Annotated in this window: 14 protein-coding genes; 5 read left to right on the top strand and 9 right to left on the bottom strand. The window is 50.4% G+C overall.

Features of this window, described 5'->3' with window-relative positions:
- Positions 1-42 precede the first annotated feature (42 nt).
- Positions 43-2,097, bottom strand: a complete 2,055-nt coding sequence (locus tag B0I18_RS10575) for an alpha-ketoacid dehydrogenase subunit alpha/beta (protein WP_106522678.1) — start codon at positions 2,095-2,097, stop codon at positions 43-45.
- A gap of 210 nt (positions 2,098-2,307) precedes the next feature.
- Entirely contained in the window at positions 2,308-6,156 is a 3,849-nt protein-coding gene (locus B0I18_RS10570; RefSeq protein WP_106522677.1) for a DUF7619 domain-containing protein, read from the bottom strand.
- Between the two features lie 286 nt (positions 6,157-6,442).
- On the opposite strand from B0I18_RS10570, the gene B0I18_RS10565 reads away from it, so the two are divergent.
- The 3 genes from B0I18_RS10565 to B0I18_RS10555 all read left to right on the top strand — a co-directional run bounded on the left by B0I18_RS10565 (position 6,443) and on the right by B0I18_RS10555 (position 9,390).
- Positions 6,443-6,724, top strand: coding sequence for a co-chaperone GroES (locus B0I18_RS10565; RefSeq protein WP_106522676.1), 282 nt, complete (start codon positions 6,443-6,445; stop codon positions 6,722-6,724).
- An 80-nt stretch (positions 6,725-6,804) separates the two neighbouring features.
- Complete coding sequence (groL, locus tag B0I18_RS10560) at positions 6,805-8,442, top strand: chaperonin GroEL (protein WP_106522675.1); 1,638 nt, start codon at positions 6,805-6,807, stop codon at positions 8,440-8,442.
- Between the two features lie 267 nt (positions 8,443-8,709).
- A complete protein-coding gene (locus B0I18_RS10555) occupies positions 8,710-9,390 on the top strand; it encodes a DinB family protein (protein WP_219905962.1) in 681 nt (226 codons plus the stop codon).
- A 604-nt stretch (positions 9,391-9,994) separates the two neighbouring features.
- On the opposite strand, the gene B0I18_RS10550 is transcribed toward B0I18_RS10555, so the two are convergent.
- On the bottom strand, positions 9,995-11,962 hold the full coding sequence (locus tag B0I18_RS10550; protein ID WP_106522674.1) for a M1 family metallopeptidase: 1,968 nt from the start codon (positions 11,960-11,962) through the stop codon (positions 9,995-9,997).
- Positions 11,963-12,077: 115 nt separating this feature from the next.
- Between B0I18_RS10550 and B0I18_RS10545 the strand changes: the two genes are divergently transcribed.
- Positions 12,078-12,635 (top strand): hypothetical protein, encoded by a 558-nt coding sequence (locus B0I18_RS10545; protein ID WP_106522673.1) that lies wholly within the window; start codon positions 12,078-12,080, stop codon positions 12,633-12,635.
- A gap of 5 nt (positions 12,636-12,640) precedes the next feature.
- Positions 12,641-13,030: an SMU1112c/YaeR family gloxylase I-like metalloprotein gene (gloA2, locus tag B0I18_RS10540; protein ID WP_106522672.1), complete on the top strand. Its 390-nt coding sequence runs from the start codon at positions 12,641-12,643 to the stop codon at positions 13,028-13,030.
- A 453-nt stretch (positions 13,031-13,483) separates the two neighbouring features.
- Here gloA2 and B0I18_RS10535 read toward each other — a convergent pair whose 3' ends face one another.
- The 6 genes from B0I18_RS10535 to B0I18_RS10510 all read right to left on the bottom strand — a co-directional run bounded on the left by B0I18_RS10535 (position 13,484) and on the right by B0I18_RS10510 (position 17,684).
- Positions 13,484-13,837 carry a nuclear transport factor 2 family protein gene (locus B0I18_RS10535; protein ID WP_106522671.1) on the bottom strand — a complete coding sequence of 118 codons (354 nt, stop codon included), beginning with the start codon at positions 13,835-13,837 and terminating at the stop codon, positions 13,484-13,486.
- A gap of 190 nt (positions 13,838-14,027) precedes the next feature.
- Positions 14,028-14,843: a 3-methyl-2-oxobutanoate hydroxymethyltransferase gene (gene panB / locus B0I18_RS10530; RefSeq protein WP_106522670.1), complete on the bottom strand. Its 816-nt coding sequence runs from the start codon at positions 14,841-14,843 to the stop codon at positions 14,028-14,030.
- Positions 14,844-14,911: 68 nt separating this feature from the next.
- Entirely contained in the window at positions 14,912-15,733 is an 822-nt protein-coding gene (locus B0I18_RS10525; RefSeq protein ID WP_106522669.1) for an SDR family oxidoreductase, read from the bottom strand.
- A 29-nt stretch (positions 15,734-15,762) separates the two neighbouring features.
- Positions 15,763-16,827: a 3-oxoacyl-ACP synthase III family protein gene (locus tag B0I18_RS10520; protein WP_106522668.1), complete on the bottom strand. Its 1,065-nt coding sequence runs from the start codon at positions 16,825-16,827 to the stop codon at positions 15,763-15,765.
- A gap of 105 nt (positions 16,828-16,932) precedes the next feature.
- Positions 16,933-17,190 carry an acyl-CoA-binding protein gene (locus tag B0I18_RS10515; protein ID WP_106522667.1) on the bottom strand — a complete coding sequence of 86 codons (258 nt, stop codon included), beginning with the start codon at positions 17,188-17,190 and terminating at the stop codon, positions 16,933-16,935.
- A gap of 44 nt (positions 17,191-17,234) precedes the next feature.
- Positions 17,235-17,684 (bottom strand): DUF2147 domain-containing protein, encoded by a 450-nt coding sequence (locus B0I18_RS10510; protein ID WP_106522666.1) that lies wholly within the window; start codon positions 17,682-17,684, stop codon positions 17,235-17,237.
- Between the last annotated feature and the right edge of the window lie 28 nt (positions 17,685-17,712).

The raw sequence follows: 17,712 nt of genomic DNA, 5'->3' as shown, positions 1-17,712 counted from the left end.
ATTTTATAACCGGGCGTTATTTAGTATTCCCCGTTTATGGCTTTAATAATTCAGCAGCCATTCTATTTTTTCTTTCACCTTCTCTGCATTAGGCAGCATGGCCGCTTCCAGGCCAATATTCATCGGCACGGCAGGCAGGTTGAGCGCGCCTATCGTTTGTACCGGTGCATCCAGGTTACGGAAGCATTGCTGTGCGATACGGCCGGATAAGGCTTCGCAGAAAGAGTTATTCAATTGTTCTTCGGTGAGCACGATACATTTACCGTGTTTGTTTACAGTAGCATAGATCAGCGCCTCATCCAGGGGATAAATAGTACGGAGATCGACGATCTCTACACTGCCCGGGAAATCTTTAGCCGCAGCCTTGGCCCAGTACACACCCATACCGTAGGTAATGATGCAAAGGGAATTGCCCTGCGCTACCTGCTCATCAGAGGCGGCAAGCACCACATTGCCTTTACCGAAAGGCAGTACATAATCTTCATCGGGCTCTATGGTCCTGGCCTCGTCGGTGCCGGGCACCTTGCTCCAGTAAAGACCTTTATGCTCCAGCATGATTACCGGGTTGGGATCGAGGAAGGCTGCCTTCATCAGGCCTTTCATATCGGCCGCATTGGAAGGATAGGCTATTTTAATACCCTTGATGGTTGCCAGGGTACTTTCCACGCTGCCGCTATGGTACGGGCCGCCGCCGCCATAAGCGCCGATGGGCACACGGATAATCGTATTGATCGGGAACTTGCCGCAGCTCAGGTAGCTCGACTTGCTGATCTCGGTAACCAGCTGGTTGATGCCCGGATAGATATAATCGGCAAACTGTACTTCTACGATCGACTTCAGGCCCAGTGCGCTCAAGCCTACGGTAGAGCCGATGATGTACGCTTCCTGGATCGCGGTATTGAATACCCTTTCGTCGCCGAACTTATCGGCCAGTGTTGCCGCTTCGCGGAAAACCCCGCCCAGCCTGCGGCCTACGTCCTGTCCAAAAAACAGGGCTTCCGGATGTTTTCTTAATATTTCTTCAACGGCATGCAATGCGGCATCTACCATTACGGTCCTTTCCTTACCGGCCGGCGTACGGTTGCCCTGTTCTTCCGTAACCGGTGTAGGGGCAAACACGTGGTCGCTTACCTGCGCAGGATCCGGATCGGGAGCTTCTACCGCCAGGGCAAACTCGCGTTGTATAAATTCTTTTTCTTCTGCTTCGATCTGGTCCAGCTGGGCTTCGGTAATGCCTTTTTTGGCCAGCAGCTTTTTACGCAGTTTAGGACCGGGATCATCTTTCAGGTGTTTGGCCAGGTCTTCTTCAGTACGGTACCATTCCTTACGCACACCGGAGGTATGATGGCCCAGCAGGGGCACTTTAGCATGTACCAGGATCGGGCGCCTTTCTTTGCGCACAAAACCGATCGCTTCTTCCATTGCTTTATACGAAGCCTCAAAATCGCTGCCATCAACGCGCATACGCTCCAAGCCCTTAAAGCCGGCTGCATACTCGTAAGCATCCATCGTGCGGGCTTCATCGCTGCTTACCGATATACCCCAGTCGTTGTCCTGTACCAGGTAGATAACCGGCAACTGGTGCAGTACCGCAAACTGGAAGGCTTCGCTTACTTCGCCCTCTGTTACGCTGCCATCGCCAAGCGAACACACCACTACCGGCGGTTCGGGAAAGCTTCTCAGCTTCTGGGATTCGATATAGTCGATACCCTGCGCCACACCGGTGGTAGGAATTACCTGCATACCCGTTGCACTGCTCTGGTGAATGATTTGCGGTTGGTTTTCCCTGCGGCTGTTGGGGTGATTGTAATAAGCACGGCCACCGGTAAAGGGATCGTCGCCTTTGGCCAGCAACTGCAGCATCATCTCGTAAGGCCGCCAGCCCATGCCCAGCATCAGGCTTTCGTCCCGGTAGTAAGGACTGACATAGTCGTAGGATTTGAGCAGGAAGCCGGTTGCCAGCTGTATGGCCTCATGTCCCCGGGAGGTAGAGTGTACATATTTGCAGACCGGACGGTTATTTTCGTAAATATCCGCCATAGCCCGGGCGGTCATCATCAGGCGGTACGCCTTTAACAGGATATCGTTAGCGAGCATTTCTTTTCTTTAGTGCGCGCAAAGATAGGAAGAAATCATGTAAAGCTTTCCGAACCCGCGCCCGTCTTAGCCCGATTAAAACTACCCCCTGCCCGCGCAAAAAAAACAACCTGGCAACCGTTACGCCGTCCTGCACAGGGGGCGGGCATAAAAAAGCGGGAGGACATTTGCCGCTCCCGCTTAGATTTTTATATATAGTTTTTCTACTCCTTACTCTTTACTGATTTTAAGTGTTTGCGTACGCAGGGCATCGGTATAACGCAACAGGTATACCCCATTGGCCCATTGTTCCATATTGATCGTGGCTTCGCCTTGTGTAAAGGGTACGCGGGCCAGCACACGACCGCCCAGGTCGCTTACCGTCGCTTCCGCGTTATTACCCGCAACACCGTTTATGGTAACTGTAACCGAATGCCTTGCCGGGTTGGGATAGGCATGAAGCCGGAAATCACCGGCCGGGTTCCAGGATGCGGTAACCACCGGCGAATAACTGATCCTGCCATCTATATCCGCTATTTTAAGCCGGTAAAAATTAACCCCTTTAAACGGCTCATTATCTATATAACGGTAGGTTGTTCGTTGCTTATCGCCGGCTACACGGCCAAGGTATGCAAACGTTGTGCCATCGCTGCTTTTTTCCAGTTCAAAATAGCTGCCGTCCTGCACCGCGCCCATGGTCCAGTCTATGATATTGGCGCCGGCCGCATGGATTGCCCTGATATTCTTAAGCCCGCTCTGCAGGGGTACCGGTGGTGTAAATGCCGCCATGGCCATATTGGTAAACACCGGCGCCTGGTAGTTATAAGCCACAGATGCCCTGTTGGTAATAATCGTGCCTGGAGTAAGACTACCCGCGGCATTCAGCGCAAACTGGATAAGACCATTGCCACCCGGGGCCAGTTGTATATTAGGGAAAGTAAACTTCAGTACATTATTGTTGAGCAGGATCGTATTGTACGCGGCAGAGGCATACAATACCGAGAGGCTGTTGATATTGAGCAGGGGGCTTATCGTATCCAGTACGATTACCTGCTGTGCCGTTGCCGCCGTAGTATTTTGGAATTGTATGGTATAAACGACCGGCTGGCCGGGTTGCGCGTAGATACTGTCGCTTATCCCCGTTTTCAGCAGGGTTTGCGGTGTACCGAATACCGTATCGCAAAGTATAAAGACATTATTAGCGGGATTGGCATCGGGCGTTGCAGGCTGCAGCGAAGCGGTGTTACACAGGTTGCCGCCGGCAGGTACACCGCCGCTCAGGTTCACGGCCACTTTAACCGGGGTTGACGGAAGCAGCGACAGGTTGGCGATATTCCAGCTTACGGTATGCCCGCTGATCTGCCAACCCGGGCGGGAAGAAGTTACAAAGCTCAATGCAGGGTCCAGCTGGAGCGACAATATGCCTGATCCGGAGCCGCAACCCGTGTATTGCGGGTACAGGTAAATGGTATCTGCAAGCCCGGGCGTCCAGTAGTTGTGCCCGGCCAGTATGCCATAGTCGGCCGCTGTGCCGCCGCAACGATAAGGGAAATTAAGCGTGGCACTACCGGCAGTATAGGTATAATTGAGCGTATTACCGAGTACGCAGGCAGGACTTAATACCTGGCCCGTGGCCAGGGTCTGCGGCACGGTAATGCTCACCAGGCTGCCGCTGGCCGCGTTGAAATACACGTTACCATTGTTATCAGTTACGGTATTTACCGGCACTCCGTTTACCGTTACCGCTACTGCAATATTGCTCAATGCCGGGTCTACCGGGTTTTTCACGCAATTGGGATCCAGGTCGATAAACAGCCTTGCCTTAGGTGTTTCGCAATTGTGCGTCACCTGCAGGGCAGGAGTATGCAGGTATTGAAATACCAGGCTATCATTGGTCCTGCGCAGTTCGTAGCCCGGCACATAAGTACCGTAGGCATAGGTAGTGTTGGGTGCTGAAGCCCTGTAATAAATCGAAGTATAGAGATAGTCGTCGCCGGCAAGCATTACCGCTGTGTCTGTAGCGCCAAGACCGTTGTGGTATACCAGGTAGAAACGGTTAGCCGCATTCCGGTTACCATAGACCATGCCGGACATTACCGGGCGGAATATGCTGTCGCAGGACGCGATATTGGCGATCTCCGTGCCATTGGGCAGGCGATTGACCAGTTTGCCATTTTGTACCATAATCGTATCTACCAGGGGTACGTCGAACGTAGCCGTGTCGGCCGTAAACGCCGGCCAGGGGCAGATAGGATGGGTGTATTCGAGGGTGTAAATACCCCGGCCCACTGCGGAGTTAGCGGCCAAAGTTACACTCCGCAAGGTATCGCCCACCCCGACCTGCATCCGCATGGTAATACTGTCGAGTAGTTCCGTGGGTGTCCAGTAAGCGCCGTCCTTGGCTGTAAAGTGGGCCAGGTAGTCTTCATTACTGTCTTTGATACAGTTCCTGTTTTTATCGTAATACGTCCTTATTTTCACATGCGTGCAATTGCCGAGCGTCAGCTTCCCGCTAACCGTGTCTGCAACCAGGCCATCTTCCGTTTCCAGGATAAGCGCATAATTCAAAGAATCCGTTGTCGTAATGTATTTACTGATGTTATACGTCATGGTATCCGTGAAGGGCGGCGTATAATTAAAGGTGTCCGTTTTACCGTCGCTATAGATACAGCGCAGTCGGAGCGTGCTTCCGGGCGCGAAGCCGGTAGCGGCAATGTAGCCCTCGAAGAAGGCCGTATCCCCGATACAGGAGCCACTGACATATGCATGTTTATAGATGGTCCTGATTTTCCCCCTGAAAGCAAAAGCAGCGCTGTCTATGGCATCGGTAAGGAATGCAGGTCCGCAGCCTGTAGCGCGGATGTCATTAAACGAGTAACCGCCGGGAGGGCCCTGGTTGTAATAATACATGCTATCAGGACGGTATACGGTATCGCCGGGCCAGATAAACACTTTGATGGAACCGTCAGGGTTCTGAACAAAAGAGTTATCGCCGTTTCTCATCACAGAATACAACCTCATAGCACCGTTGTTCATGTTATACCGGTACTCCGTACTGTCCACCTGGCAGTTGTTGTTTTGATCGCCGTATACCTTTACATGAACGGGGTGACAGTTGGAAACGCTGAATGTCTTCTCCAGGGTCATTACCGGCCCATATTGATACTGGTCGTAGAGGTGAATTTTAGCGGTATATATACCGGGCGTGTTATAGCTGGTACCGCGGGAGGAACCGCCGTTATATACATTGATAATGGAATAATAATTGGTAGGAAAATACCCGTTACCATAATCCACCCTTACATACCATTTGTTATTGGTAGCAAAGCTAAAAGGCATGGTTACGAATCCTGTGCCGATACAGATCATGGTATCCACGCCATCACAAAACGAAGTAAGCTGGTAGCTGTCGCCGCCCATGGGCCTCAGCGCAATCTCGTAATTATTTACGGCGCCGGTAATAGGCGGGAAAGTAGCCCCGCCGCAGGGCGTGGCATAGGTGCTGAAATAGTCGATCATACCCGACTGCGGCACAATCGTATCGCCGGTATACACCGGGATCTTAAACCGGCCCCGTTCGTCCAGGTATACCTGATTCAGAGCGCCGTTCCGGTAAAACCGGTAGTAGCGGCTGGCCAGGGGGGCTTCTCCCGGCTCTTTGGTACAGTTTTGTATATAGTCATGGTAGACCATACCCGAAGCTTTCTGGCAATTGCCGATCGTTACCGTAGACAGGATACTGTCGCGGATCACATTGGCATTGTCGCGGGCGTATACTTTTACCGGGTAGGTTCCGGCTACGGAGTATATATGCGATCCTCTGAAAATATAGGTACCATTTACATTATTGGTTACAAATGCAAAAGTGTCGACGGCACCATCGCCAAAATGGAAATCCATATACCAGGTTTGGTTCTGGTAAGAATTGATATTGATCGTAGCCGTAAAAGACGTGGTATCGCCGGGCGTGCAAATACCCCCATCGGCAATAAGCGGGGCATTGATACTGAAACTCTGGGCCATAGCGCCCGTCCCCATCAGCAGGAAGCCGAGGAGCAGGTAAAGTAGATATCGAAACATAGGATGGTGGTTTGAGGCGCAAAATTATGTTAATAAAATCCAAATAATCTAACGAATCTGTTTCTTTCTTGCAGCATTGTCCTGCCAGATAATTGGTGTTTTTGCGGGCAAGGTGTAATTTTGGCAACCTTTGCACGCCCGGGACTGCCCGATCCCGGCCGGAAACTGAAAAATTGGCAAGAACAAGCTTTGGCACATTTTTGGTATACAGAAAAGGGACTGCCGCTCTTTTGCCCCAACGGCAGTTTTTCTATACACATTAAAATTTAAAATACAATTCAATATTATGGCTAAGAAAGTTGGCATTACCCCGCTTCACGACAGAGTGATCGTGAAACCAGCCGCAGCTGAAACGAAAACTGCAGGTGGTATCATCATTCCGGATACTGCAAAAGAGAAACCACAACGTGGTGTTGTTGTCGCTGCCGGTCCCGGTAAAAAAGACGAGCCCGTAACCGTTAAAGCCGGAGATACTGTACTGTACAGCAAATACGCAGGTACAGAACTGAGCCTCGACGGCGAAGAGCTGCTGATCATGCGTGAAAGCGATATCCTCGCAATCGTTTAATGCTTTTCCGACATTCTTTTCATTTTTAAAATTGATACTGCGGAACACCCCTTGCCGGTTTCCGTACCAAACTAAAATACATGGCTAAACAAATTCTTTTTAATATCGACGCCCGCAACAGGATGAAGAAAGGCGTTGACACTTTAGCGGACGCCGTTAAAGTTACCCTCGGTCCTAAAGGCCGTAATGTAGTAATCGAGAAAAAATTCGGTGCGCCTACCATAACTAAAGACGGTGTAAGCGTTGCGAAAGAAATCGAACTGGAAGACCCGGTTGAAAACATGGGCGCCCAAATGGTAAAAGAAGTGGCCAGCAAAACTGCAGATATCGCAGGTGATGGTACTACTACCGCTACCGTTCTGGCCCAGGCCATCATCAGCGAAGGACTGAAAAACGTAGCTGCCGGCGCTAACCCGATGGATCTGAAACGTGGTATCGACAAAGCTGTAGCTGCCGTTGTTGCCAACCTGAAAAAACAATCCCAGAAAGTAGGTAACGACAGCGAGAAAATCGAGCAGGTAGGTACCATTTCTGCCAATAACGATAACGAGATCGGCAAACTGATCGCACAGGCAATGCAGAAAGTAGGCAACGAAGGCGTGATCACCGTAGAAGAATCTAAAAACACCGACACTACCGTTGACGTAGTAGAAGGTATGCAGTTCGACCGCGGTTACCTGAGCCCTTACTTCGTAACCAATACCGAAAAAATGCAGGTAGAACTGGACAACCCGTTCATCCTCATTTTCGATAAGAAGATCAGCATGATGAAAGACATCATCGCGATCCTGGAAAAAGTAGTACAAAGCGGTCGCCCGCTGCTGATCATCGCAGAAGATGTAGATGGCGAAGCACTGGCTACCCTTATCGTAAACAAACTGCGTGGCTCCCTGAAAATCGCTGCTGTTAAAGCTCCTGGCTTCGGCGACCGTCGTAAGGAAATGCTGGAAGATATCGCCAAACTGACCGGCGGTACCGTAATCAGCGAAGAACAAGGTTATAAACTCGAAAACGCCGATCCTTCTTACCTGGGCCAGGCTGAGAGCGTAACCATCGACAAAGACAACACCACGATCGTAGGCGGTAAAGGCAAAAAAGCCGATATCAATGCCCGCATCAACCAGATCAAAGCTCAGCTGGAAGTAACGACTTCCGACTATGATCGCGAAAAAATGCAGGAGCGCCTCGCTAAATTAAGCGGTGGTGTAGCCGTATTGTATGTTGGTGCTGCTTCTGAAGTAGAAATGAAAGAGAAGAAAGACCGCGTTGACGATGCCCTGCACGCTACCCGCGCTGCCGTTGAAGAAGGTATCGTAGCCGGTGGTGGTACTGCCTTTATCCGCGCTATCGAAGCTATTGCCAAACTGGAAGGCGTTAATAACGACGAGCAGACTGGTATCGCTATCGTACGCCGCGCACTGGAAGCGCCTATCCGTACCATTGCTGAGAATGCAGGTTCAGAAGGTTCTATCGTGGTACAGAAAATCAAAGAAGGTAAAGCTGACTTCGGTTTCAATGCCCGTACCGATAAGTACGAGAAACTGATCACTGCAGGTGTTATCGATCCTACCAAAGTAGCACGCGTAGCCCTCGAAAATGCAGCTTCTATCGCTTCTATGCTGCTGACCACCGAGTGTGTTATTGCAGATAAGCCAGAGCCTAAATCTGCTCCTGCTATGCCTGCAATGCCAGGTGGCGGTATGGATATGGGTTACTAATCCTCAAGCCAATAAGTCTGAAAAATACGGCGTCCCGGGATCTTTATCCCGGGACGCTTTTTTTGTGCCAACACCTCCCGGAATACCGGTAGCAGCACATCACAAGTCAGCTACTGCTTTTCCGGTAATACCGCGCCAATCCCCGCTTAGGGAATTAAATTTTATATTTTGTTTGACACATATAAAAGCGGAATGCTTTTTAAAATACCGCACTTTTGTCCCCGCACAAACCATTTTCTTTCCTGAAAAAACACAAATAAAAACCTCATGGAATCCCAAACTACAACGGCGTATAACCGCCGGAATTTTATCCGCTCTACTGCCGCCCTGGCAACAGGCTTCGGCTTTTTAGGCCTGCTGGGCAAATCGGAAGCAGCGCATGCTATCGACGATAAGATCACGAAGAAAGACGGCCTGTTGGTGATCGGTCCCAAAGAAGGCTATACACCGCTGATCGGCACCCTGGTATCGATGCTCAACTACAACCGCAATACGGTAGTGAAGCTCGTACAATCGATGAGTATGGCCGAACTGGATCACCTGCACGATGGCCATGCCAATAGCATCGGCGCACTGATCATGCACCTGGGCGCTACCGACAAGTTTTACCAGATCAACACTTTCGAAGGCCGCCAGGAATTTAACGAGGCAGAGCAGAAAGAATGGGGCGCCGCTATGGAGCTCGACGATAAAGGGCGTAAAGAAATAAAAGGTCATGACGTACAGTACTACCTGGACAAGATCAAAGCGGTACGCGAACGCACCCTGGCCCTGCTCAGGGAGAAAGACGACAACTGGTTGCTGGCCATAGATCCGGAATGGTCGAAGAAAGAGCCCATCAATACGTTCTGGAAATGGTTCCATGTATGCGAACATGAGTCCAACCACCGCGGACAGATCGCCTTCCTGAAAAGCCGCCTGCCCGGCGCAAAGCCCGGGAAGGAGTAGATGTTTGGTGTGAGATGTTAGATGTTAGATGTTAGGTGTTAGGTGTGAGGTGTGAGGTGTGAGGTGTGAGGTGTGAGGTGTTAGGTGTGAGGTGTGAGGTGTGAGGTGTGAGGTGTGAGTTGAGTGAGGCCACTGTCATCCTGAGCTACCCCGGGTGTCATCCTGAGCTACTCCGGGTGTCATCCTGAGCGCAGCGAAGGATCTTAACGGAGGGAGCTGCCGTGCAAATAAGCGATTACACTCCATGTCATCCTGAGCGTAGCGAAGGATCTTAACGAAGGGAGCTGCCGTGCAAATAAGCGATTACTCTCCATGTCATCCTGAGCGCAGCGAAGGATCTTAATGGAGGGAGCAGCCGTGCAAGTAAGTGATAAGTATAACCCGGGGAACATTCATCCTTAGACAAAGCCCGCTTACCGATGAGCTGCTACGCTCAGTAGGACAGACTCCCTTTGATAACGCCCTTTAATACGGCCAGCTAGCTGATGAGCTCCTTCGCTGCGCTCAGGATGACAACACTCCCTCTGATACCTGATACCTGATACCTGATACGCAAGAGGAGGCGCCTGGAACGGGCGCCTCCTCTTCGTTATAAGCGAATGGCTTATTCAGCCTTTAATAACTTCAGGTATTGCGTATGCCCCGCTTTATCGGCAATACGTAACAGGTACATACCCGTAGCCAGTCCCCGGGCGTCGATATCCACGGTCTGTTTCCCGGCGGAAGGCACCTCGGCAAGCGTCCGGCCCGACATATCACAAAGCCGGAGTGTACAGCCGGCTGTAAGACCGGTAAGCGTCCACTGCTGCCTGGCCGGGTTAGGATAAACGGTACCGCTGAACAATTGTGGCGCCGTTACCGACAAGGTATTGTCTTTCGTAATATTACCGACCCTGTTCAATACCCAGTTGTTAGGGTCTATATCCAGGCCTGTAGCGGTACGTGCCCAATTGAAGCTGAAGGTTTGTGTAGCCATGTTGTTATATACGGTCACAACGGTATCCTCACCCGTAGCCGTAGTCATGCTTATTTCCAGCGGCATTACAAAAAGGTTGATAGAAGATGGCATGGAAGTGGTCTGGCTCAACCGTACAATTACCTGGTCGCCTACCTGGTTCCAGGCCGCGGAATAAACCGGGTAACCTTCGCCGTAGATCCACTGGTTGAAAAAGGTATCGAGATTACGACCATAAGCCGTTGCAGCAAAGGTTTTGAATTGTTCGGTATTGGCCGTACTGTTGGCAAACTGCACCTGGTAGTTACGCAGCAGGTCGAAAAAACGCGTATCGTCGCCGGCAATAAAACGCAGCATATGTACTACGGCTGAACCTTTATCGTAAGTAAGCCTGCTATCGAATATCCGGTTTTCGTCGGTCGTATCGGTACAGTATACCGAACCGTCGGTTTCTGCCATTACGCGGTTATGCAGCGAGGCCATGGTTGAAGCGGCTGCAGGCAGGCCTTCGCTGTATCGCTGGTACAGGTATTCACTGTAAGCGGCAAAACCTTCATTCAACCATATATCCCCCCAGGAACCGCAGGTTACATGATCGCCAAACCATTGATGGCCCAGTTCATGCGCCACCAGCGAGGGCTCGAAAAAGCCCAGTGTGGTCATGGTCTGGTGCTCCATACCCCCGCCGAGCGGCGCCATGCAATGCCCGTATTTCTCTTTCCAGAAGGGATAACGGCCATACAGGGAAGAAAAGAAATTGATCATCGGGCCGGTAGAATCGATCACCGCTTTAAACTGCGGCAGCGTGAGCGGGTTGTTGTATACGTAGTTCTGCACCAGCACCGAATCCGTACTACCGGTAAAATGGGTATAGTAAGAGTAGTCGGTATAAGGCGCCACTGCCAGAGAGACCAGGTAATAATCGATAGGATTACGGCTCTTCCATTCGTAGCGGGACTTACCGCCGGATACAGGTGTTACCGCCTTCAACACCCCGTTACTACCGGCTTTCAGCGCCGATGGCACTGTAATCCAGATATCGGCAGAGTCTATTTTATCCTGTAGCGATTGCTTGCAGGGCCACCAGTCTTTTGCTGCGTAGGGTTCGCTCAGCGTATAAGTAACATTGGCATTCCAGGAGGGCGATGTTTCGGTACGGATACCGCCATCGAAGAATCCTCCACCCGATGAAACCGAGCCCCGGTAATATACCTGGGCCGTAAACAGCGTACCTGCAGGTAAAGCAGCGGGCAAGCTTGCCTTGCGCACATAACCCGAAAGGGTTACCGGCCGGATCACCCCGTTAATTTTCAGGGAGTCGATGGTATAATCGCTGATCAGCTCGAAGGCATATTCACTCATAGCCGTGGTCGTTACCGCCTTCGTAGTGGCACTGCCTTTCAGAGCGGTACTGTTGTTGTCCAGGCTCAGGTCGAGCTGAATGTATTTCACATCATAATTTTCTTCAAGCGGATCGCCTATAGTAGGCCTGGCCTGGAGCTGGCTATGCGCACGGCGTTTGGCTTCCGCACAACGCTGGCCGGCATGATCCTGCTGTGCACCGGCTTTTATCCCGGCCAGAAGAACAAGGCATACCGGGAACAGATAAAATTTCATAGAAGTTTACAATAAGTTAAAGTAAAGCTAAGCTAATTAAGGATATTTCCGCGGATAAAATAATGCAGCGCCTATTGCCTCATCACTTATATTTGTATCCATCCAATTACAGTTTATGGGATATTCTAAAAGCATTATAGCCATAGCAGGCAACCACCTGGACCAAACAGACGGACTGTTCAAGGCATTTAAATACTTCGATTTAGGCAAGGACAAGCAATTCGGCAACTGGCCGGATGCCGCCAGTTATCTATTCGACAACTTCCTGAAACTCGCCAACGACGACATCGCTATCAGGGGCATATGGAGCAATGGTAAATGGACCGTGATCTGCGACCCCGAGATGGTGGACATTATGGAGGAGGATATGATCGAGGACCTTTCGGTGAAATTAAAGGCGACAGTATTGACGTTCCTGGTACATAGCACATCGGGTACCTATGAGTTTGCCCGGTACGAAGAAGAAAAGCTACGGCACTTCCAGCTTTTTGAGGGTGTAGTTGTAGAAAATGAAGGCGCACCATTACCCGAAGAAGAGGGACTGAATATCAACGAAAAAATTACGGAACAGGACCTGATCGGGCTGGCAGCCAGGTTTGGGCTCGACCTGGATTTTGCCGATGTGAACACGAAGTTTACGGTAAAAGAATTGGGCTATAACGACGAACTATAAGCTCCATGCTCCCATTAAGTCATGTACACCATATCGCGGTAATCTGCTCGGACTACACGCGATCACGGCACTTTTATACACATGTACTCGGTCTCCGCATTATCCGGGAGGTATACCGCGAAGAGCGGCAGTCCTATAAGCTGGACCTGGCATTGGACGGCAGGTACGTGCTGGAACTTTTTTCTTTCCCCGATCCGCCGGCGCGTGTATCGCGCCCGGAAGCCTGTGGTCTGCGCCACCTGGCCTTCGCTACTCCCGATCTCGATGCGGTAATCGAAGAGCTGCACCTTGCTGGCATTGCCGCCGAACCGGTACGCACCGACGAATTTACCGATAGGCGCTTCACTTTCATTGCCGACCCCGACGGCCTACCTATCGAGTTTTATGAAGAGTAGCTATTGAGTAGCAAGTAGCAAGTATCAGAGGGAGTGTTGTCATCCTGAGCGCAGCGAAGGATCTCCTTTTTGAGTAGCAAGTATCAGTTATCAAGAGGGCGTGTTGTCATCCTGAGCGCAGCGAAGGAGCTCAGCAGTTAGCTGGCCGTATTAAAGGGCGTTATCAAAGGGAGCCTGTCATCCTGAGCGTAGCAGTTCATCAGTAAGCAGGTTTTGTATAAGGACGAATGTTCCGCGGGTTATACCTATCGCTTACTTGCACGGCTGCTCCCTCCAGTAAGATCCTTCGCTGCGCTCAGGATGACACCCGGGGTAGTAAGTACCAAGTATCAGGTAGCAAGTAGCAAGTATCAGAGGAAGTGTTGTCATCCTGAGCGCAGCGAAGGAGCTCATCAGTTAGCTGGCTTTATTAAAGGATGGAAAGGGAGTAGTAAGTAACAAGCAGTAACCTCCTTACCCGTGATATACCCTGGACGCCACTATTTTACCCGCTTCGATTTCCAGCACTTCGGCAACCTGCATATCTTCTTCACCGGGCACCTGCCGGGTATACTCCATAAACACGCGATGTTCATCGGCCGTGAGGCTCAATACCTCGTAATGCAGACCCGGCAGGCGATCGAAGGCATCCTGCCACCAGGCACGTAAAGCGGCTTTGCCGCTTACCCAGCCCTTTGTTTCCGGTTGCCTGATCTTCAGCTTCGGACTGAAATGCCGTGCATTGTCGTCGTAAAGCGCCAGCAAAACTTCCAGCTGATGGCTGTTAAAAGCCGCAAACCAGCTCCTGGCAATAGCTTCGTTACTCATGAAAATATCCTGTTTTTTTTACACCTGCTTCCTAAAATCAAATACCAGGGATCAGGCGCCAGATTCAATATCTACAACCCAATCCCTGATATCCAAAATCTAATATCTAAAATCTAAAACCTAATATCTAACATCTCAATACCAACATCTCAATACTAATATCTCAATACTAATATCTCAATACCGACATCTAGTACTGCTCCTTCTCGTTCGGGAAATCTTTACTCCGTACATCCTGGATATACTTTGCAGTAGCATCCTTGATGTCGCTATAGAGATTCAGGTAGCGACGCAGGAACCTTGGCGAGAAGTCTTTGGTAATACCCAGCATATCGTGCATCACCAATACCTGTCCGTCCACGTGCATACCGGCGCCGATACCGATTACCGGGATGCGCAGTTCTTCAGCAACGCGTTTACCCAATGAAGCAGGTATTTTTTCGAGTACCAGGGCAAAAGCGCCTGCCTGTTGTACGGCATGTGCATTACGGATCAGCTGTTCGGCTTCTTCTTCTTCCTTAGCCCTTACCGAATAGGTACCAAACTGGTAAATAGATTGCGGGGTAAGGCCCAGGTGCGCCATTACGGGAATCCCGGCCGATACGATACGCTGTATCGATTCACATACTTCCATACCTCCTTCCAGTTTCACGGCATGTGCGCCCGATTCTTTCATGATACGGATAGAAGAGTTCAGCGCTTCTTTGCTGTTGCCCTGGTAAGTACCAAAGGGCAGATCGCAGATCACGAAGCAACGCTCGGCGCCGCGCACCACACTCGATGCCAGGAAGATCATCTGCTCCAGGGTAATAGGCAGGGTTGTTTCGTGCCCGGCCACTACATTGGAAGCAGAATCGCCGATCAGCAGGATATCGATACCGGCTTCGTCAAATATCTTGGCAAAAGAATAATCGTAAGCGGTAAGCATGGAGATTTTTTCTCCGCGGTCTTTCATTTTTTGAAGGGTATGTGTAGTTACCCTTTTTACTTCACTATGTACCGACATGGTTAAATATTTGAGGCTGTAAATGTAGCCATTTCAAAAACGATTTACCAAATCAATTTGCAACTGCATTACAGGAACAAGTCCTTCTGCAGCCCGTTTGCGGGGTTTACGGCATATCCCGAAAAGTCGGTGATACCCGATTCCTTCAGCACTTCCTCATCGAGCAGCTGGCGGCCCGTAAAGGCAGTTGCCTTTTGTTGCATGATGTAAAAAACAGCGTCGGCGATAATGTCGGTCGTGCGGCTGCGCTGCATCAGGTATTCGCCGCCCAGCAGGTTATTGACAGCTGCGGTGGCGATAGTCGTTACGGGCCACAGCGAATTGGCGGCAATACCGTCCTGTTTAAACTCTTCGGCCCAGCCCATCGCGAGCAGGGTCATATTGTATTTGCTCAGGGTATAGGCCACATGGGCACCCAGCCATTTCGGACTCAGATCTACCGGCGGCGATAAAGTAAGGATATGCGGGTTCTTCGACTTTAACAGGTGCGGCACACAATGTTTTGTTACCAGGAAGGTACCGCGTACATTAATATCGTGCATCAGGTCGAAACGCTTGCTCTCCGTGTCTTCGGTATTGGTCAGCGAGATCGCCGAGGCATTATTGATAACCCCGTCGATACCGCCGAAACGGGCACTGGTTTTTGCCACGGCATCTATAATCATGGCTTCGTCCCGGATATCGCATTGTATGGCCAAAGCCTGGCCACCGGCAGCTTCTATCTCTTCGGCTGCCGAAAAAATAGTACCGCCCAACTTCGGGTTTTCCTCCACCGATTTAGCCGCTATGGCAATATTAGCACCGGCTGCAGCGAGTTTCAGCGCTATAGCTTTACCAATGCCCCTGCTGGCGCCTGTAATAAAAAAGGTTTTATTCTGAAATACGGACATAGTTTGTGTGTTTGAAAGGCAAGCCGGGGCTACACCCTGTAAGTAATGGCATTAATATTCATACCGGCCCCGATAGAAGCAAGCAGTACCACATCGTCCTCCTGCAACTGGTGTTCGCCCAGGCTGCCCTTGCGCACCAGGTCGAATAAAGTAGGTACCGTAGCTACCGAACTGTTACCCAGGAAATGAATGCTCATGGGCATGATATCTTCCGGGGCACGTTTGCCGTAGAGTTTATAAAAACGGTGGATGATGGCTTCATCCATTTTTTCATTGGCCTGGTGCAGGAATACTTTTTTGACTTCGTCAATAGCGATGCCGGATTGATCCAGGCAGGCCTTCATGGCCTGTGGCACTTTATTCAGCGCAAACTCATAGATCTTACGGCCATGCATTTTGATGTAAAACGTATCGGGATCGAAACCCGGTTTGTAGGACGGGCCAAAGTGGAGATAATAAACTTCTTCAAAAGCATGCGTTTCGCTGGCATAACTCAGGATACCACGATTACCCGCATCCGGCACTTTTTCGATTATGGCAGCCGCTGCACCATCGGCATAGATCATGGAATCCCGGTCGTAAGGATCGACAACCCGCGAAAGCGTTTCAGCGCCGACGACAAGGAAACGTCTGGCCGCACCGTTCTGCAGGAACTGGCTTGCAATAATGACGCCCTGCACCCAGCCCGGGCAACCGAAAAGCACGTCGAAGGCCACACAGGCAGGGTTCTTTATCCGGAGATTATGTTTGATCCTTGCTGCGATCGAAGGCACCATATCCGACTGTTTGGTACGGGCTTCCACATCGCCGTAATTATGCGCACAGATAATACCATCCAGGGCCTCTGGATCTATACCCGCATCTTCGATAGCCCCGGCCGCGGCCGCTGTACCAATATCGGAGACCTTCTGGTTGTCCTGTACATAACGGCGCTCGCGGATACCGGTAATAGACCGGAACTTTTTAATGATCTCCTCTCCCGGTGTTTCTATCCTCGAGCCATCTTCATTATAAAAATCCTGTTGTAGAAATATCGTCTCGTCGATGGTTCTTTCGGGAATGTAACTTGCAGTACCGGATAGGAGTATAGACATGAATTACTGGGAATTGGTGTATACCGAAGTTAGGTATTCACATAAAGAAAACAGGATAAAATGAAGGCAGTAAGTCGCAGGGCATTATTTCCTGACATATATCAATCAGCCTTTGAGCCGGGCAACGAGGTCTACATACTGCTGCATCGCCGCTTCTTTTCCCAGCCCCTTAAGTTGTGCCCAGGCATCATGCTTGGCCTTGGCCACAAAGTCAAACATGCCATAGTCGCCCTTCTCCGGGGCATCGCCTTCCTGTGCCTGTTTAAACAGGCTGTATAATTTCAACAGGGTATCGTTGTCGGGTTTGGCAGGCAGGGTTTTGCTCCCGGCCACGGCCGCTTCAAATTGTTCAGTAAGAGACATTATCGTAAGGTATTAACGTAAAGATTAAAAGTCCGGCACCCGCGCTATTGGCTGCGGGTCCATTTGGTAGTGCGGCCCAGCATCGAGATCCCCACATAACCCCGTATAGAAAGGTTATTGGCATCTTCCCAGGTCATTTTACAGCTATAGGTTTTCCCGTTTTTCGGATCATAAATGGTGCCGTCTTCATAGGTATTCTCCCCGGCTTTATTAAAGCCTTTAAGGATCAGCAGGCCCATGATCGGCTGGGTACGGAGATTCTCCTTCTGGTTATTGATATCCAGTTTGGGTTTACCGTTACGGTCGGGCTCTTTCAGCCACACGATCTTACCGTAGAACTTGCCGTTCTTGGCTTTATAGACTTCGACCTTGGCCTCTTTCTCCTGGTTGAGCCAAAACCCTTCTATCTTATCTTTCTGGGCAAAGGCAAAATGCACCGTAGCAAAAAGTAATGCTACTGTAAATACGCTGAATGCTGCAATTTTCTTTAACATAGTCAGGTTATTTTTAAGGATTTTAAAT

The organism is Taibaiella chishuiensis (assembly GCF_003014535.1).
GTDB classification, from domain to species: domain Bacteria; phylum Bacteroidota; class Bacteroidia; order Chitinophagales; family Chitinophagaceae; genus Taibaiella; species Taibaiella chishuiensis.
The sequence above is the reverse complement of the archived record's forward strand: the minus strand, read 5'-3'. Positions and strand labels throughout refer to the sequence as shown.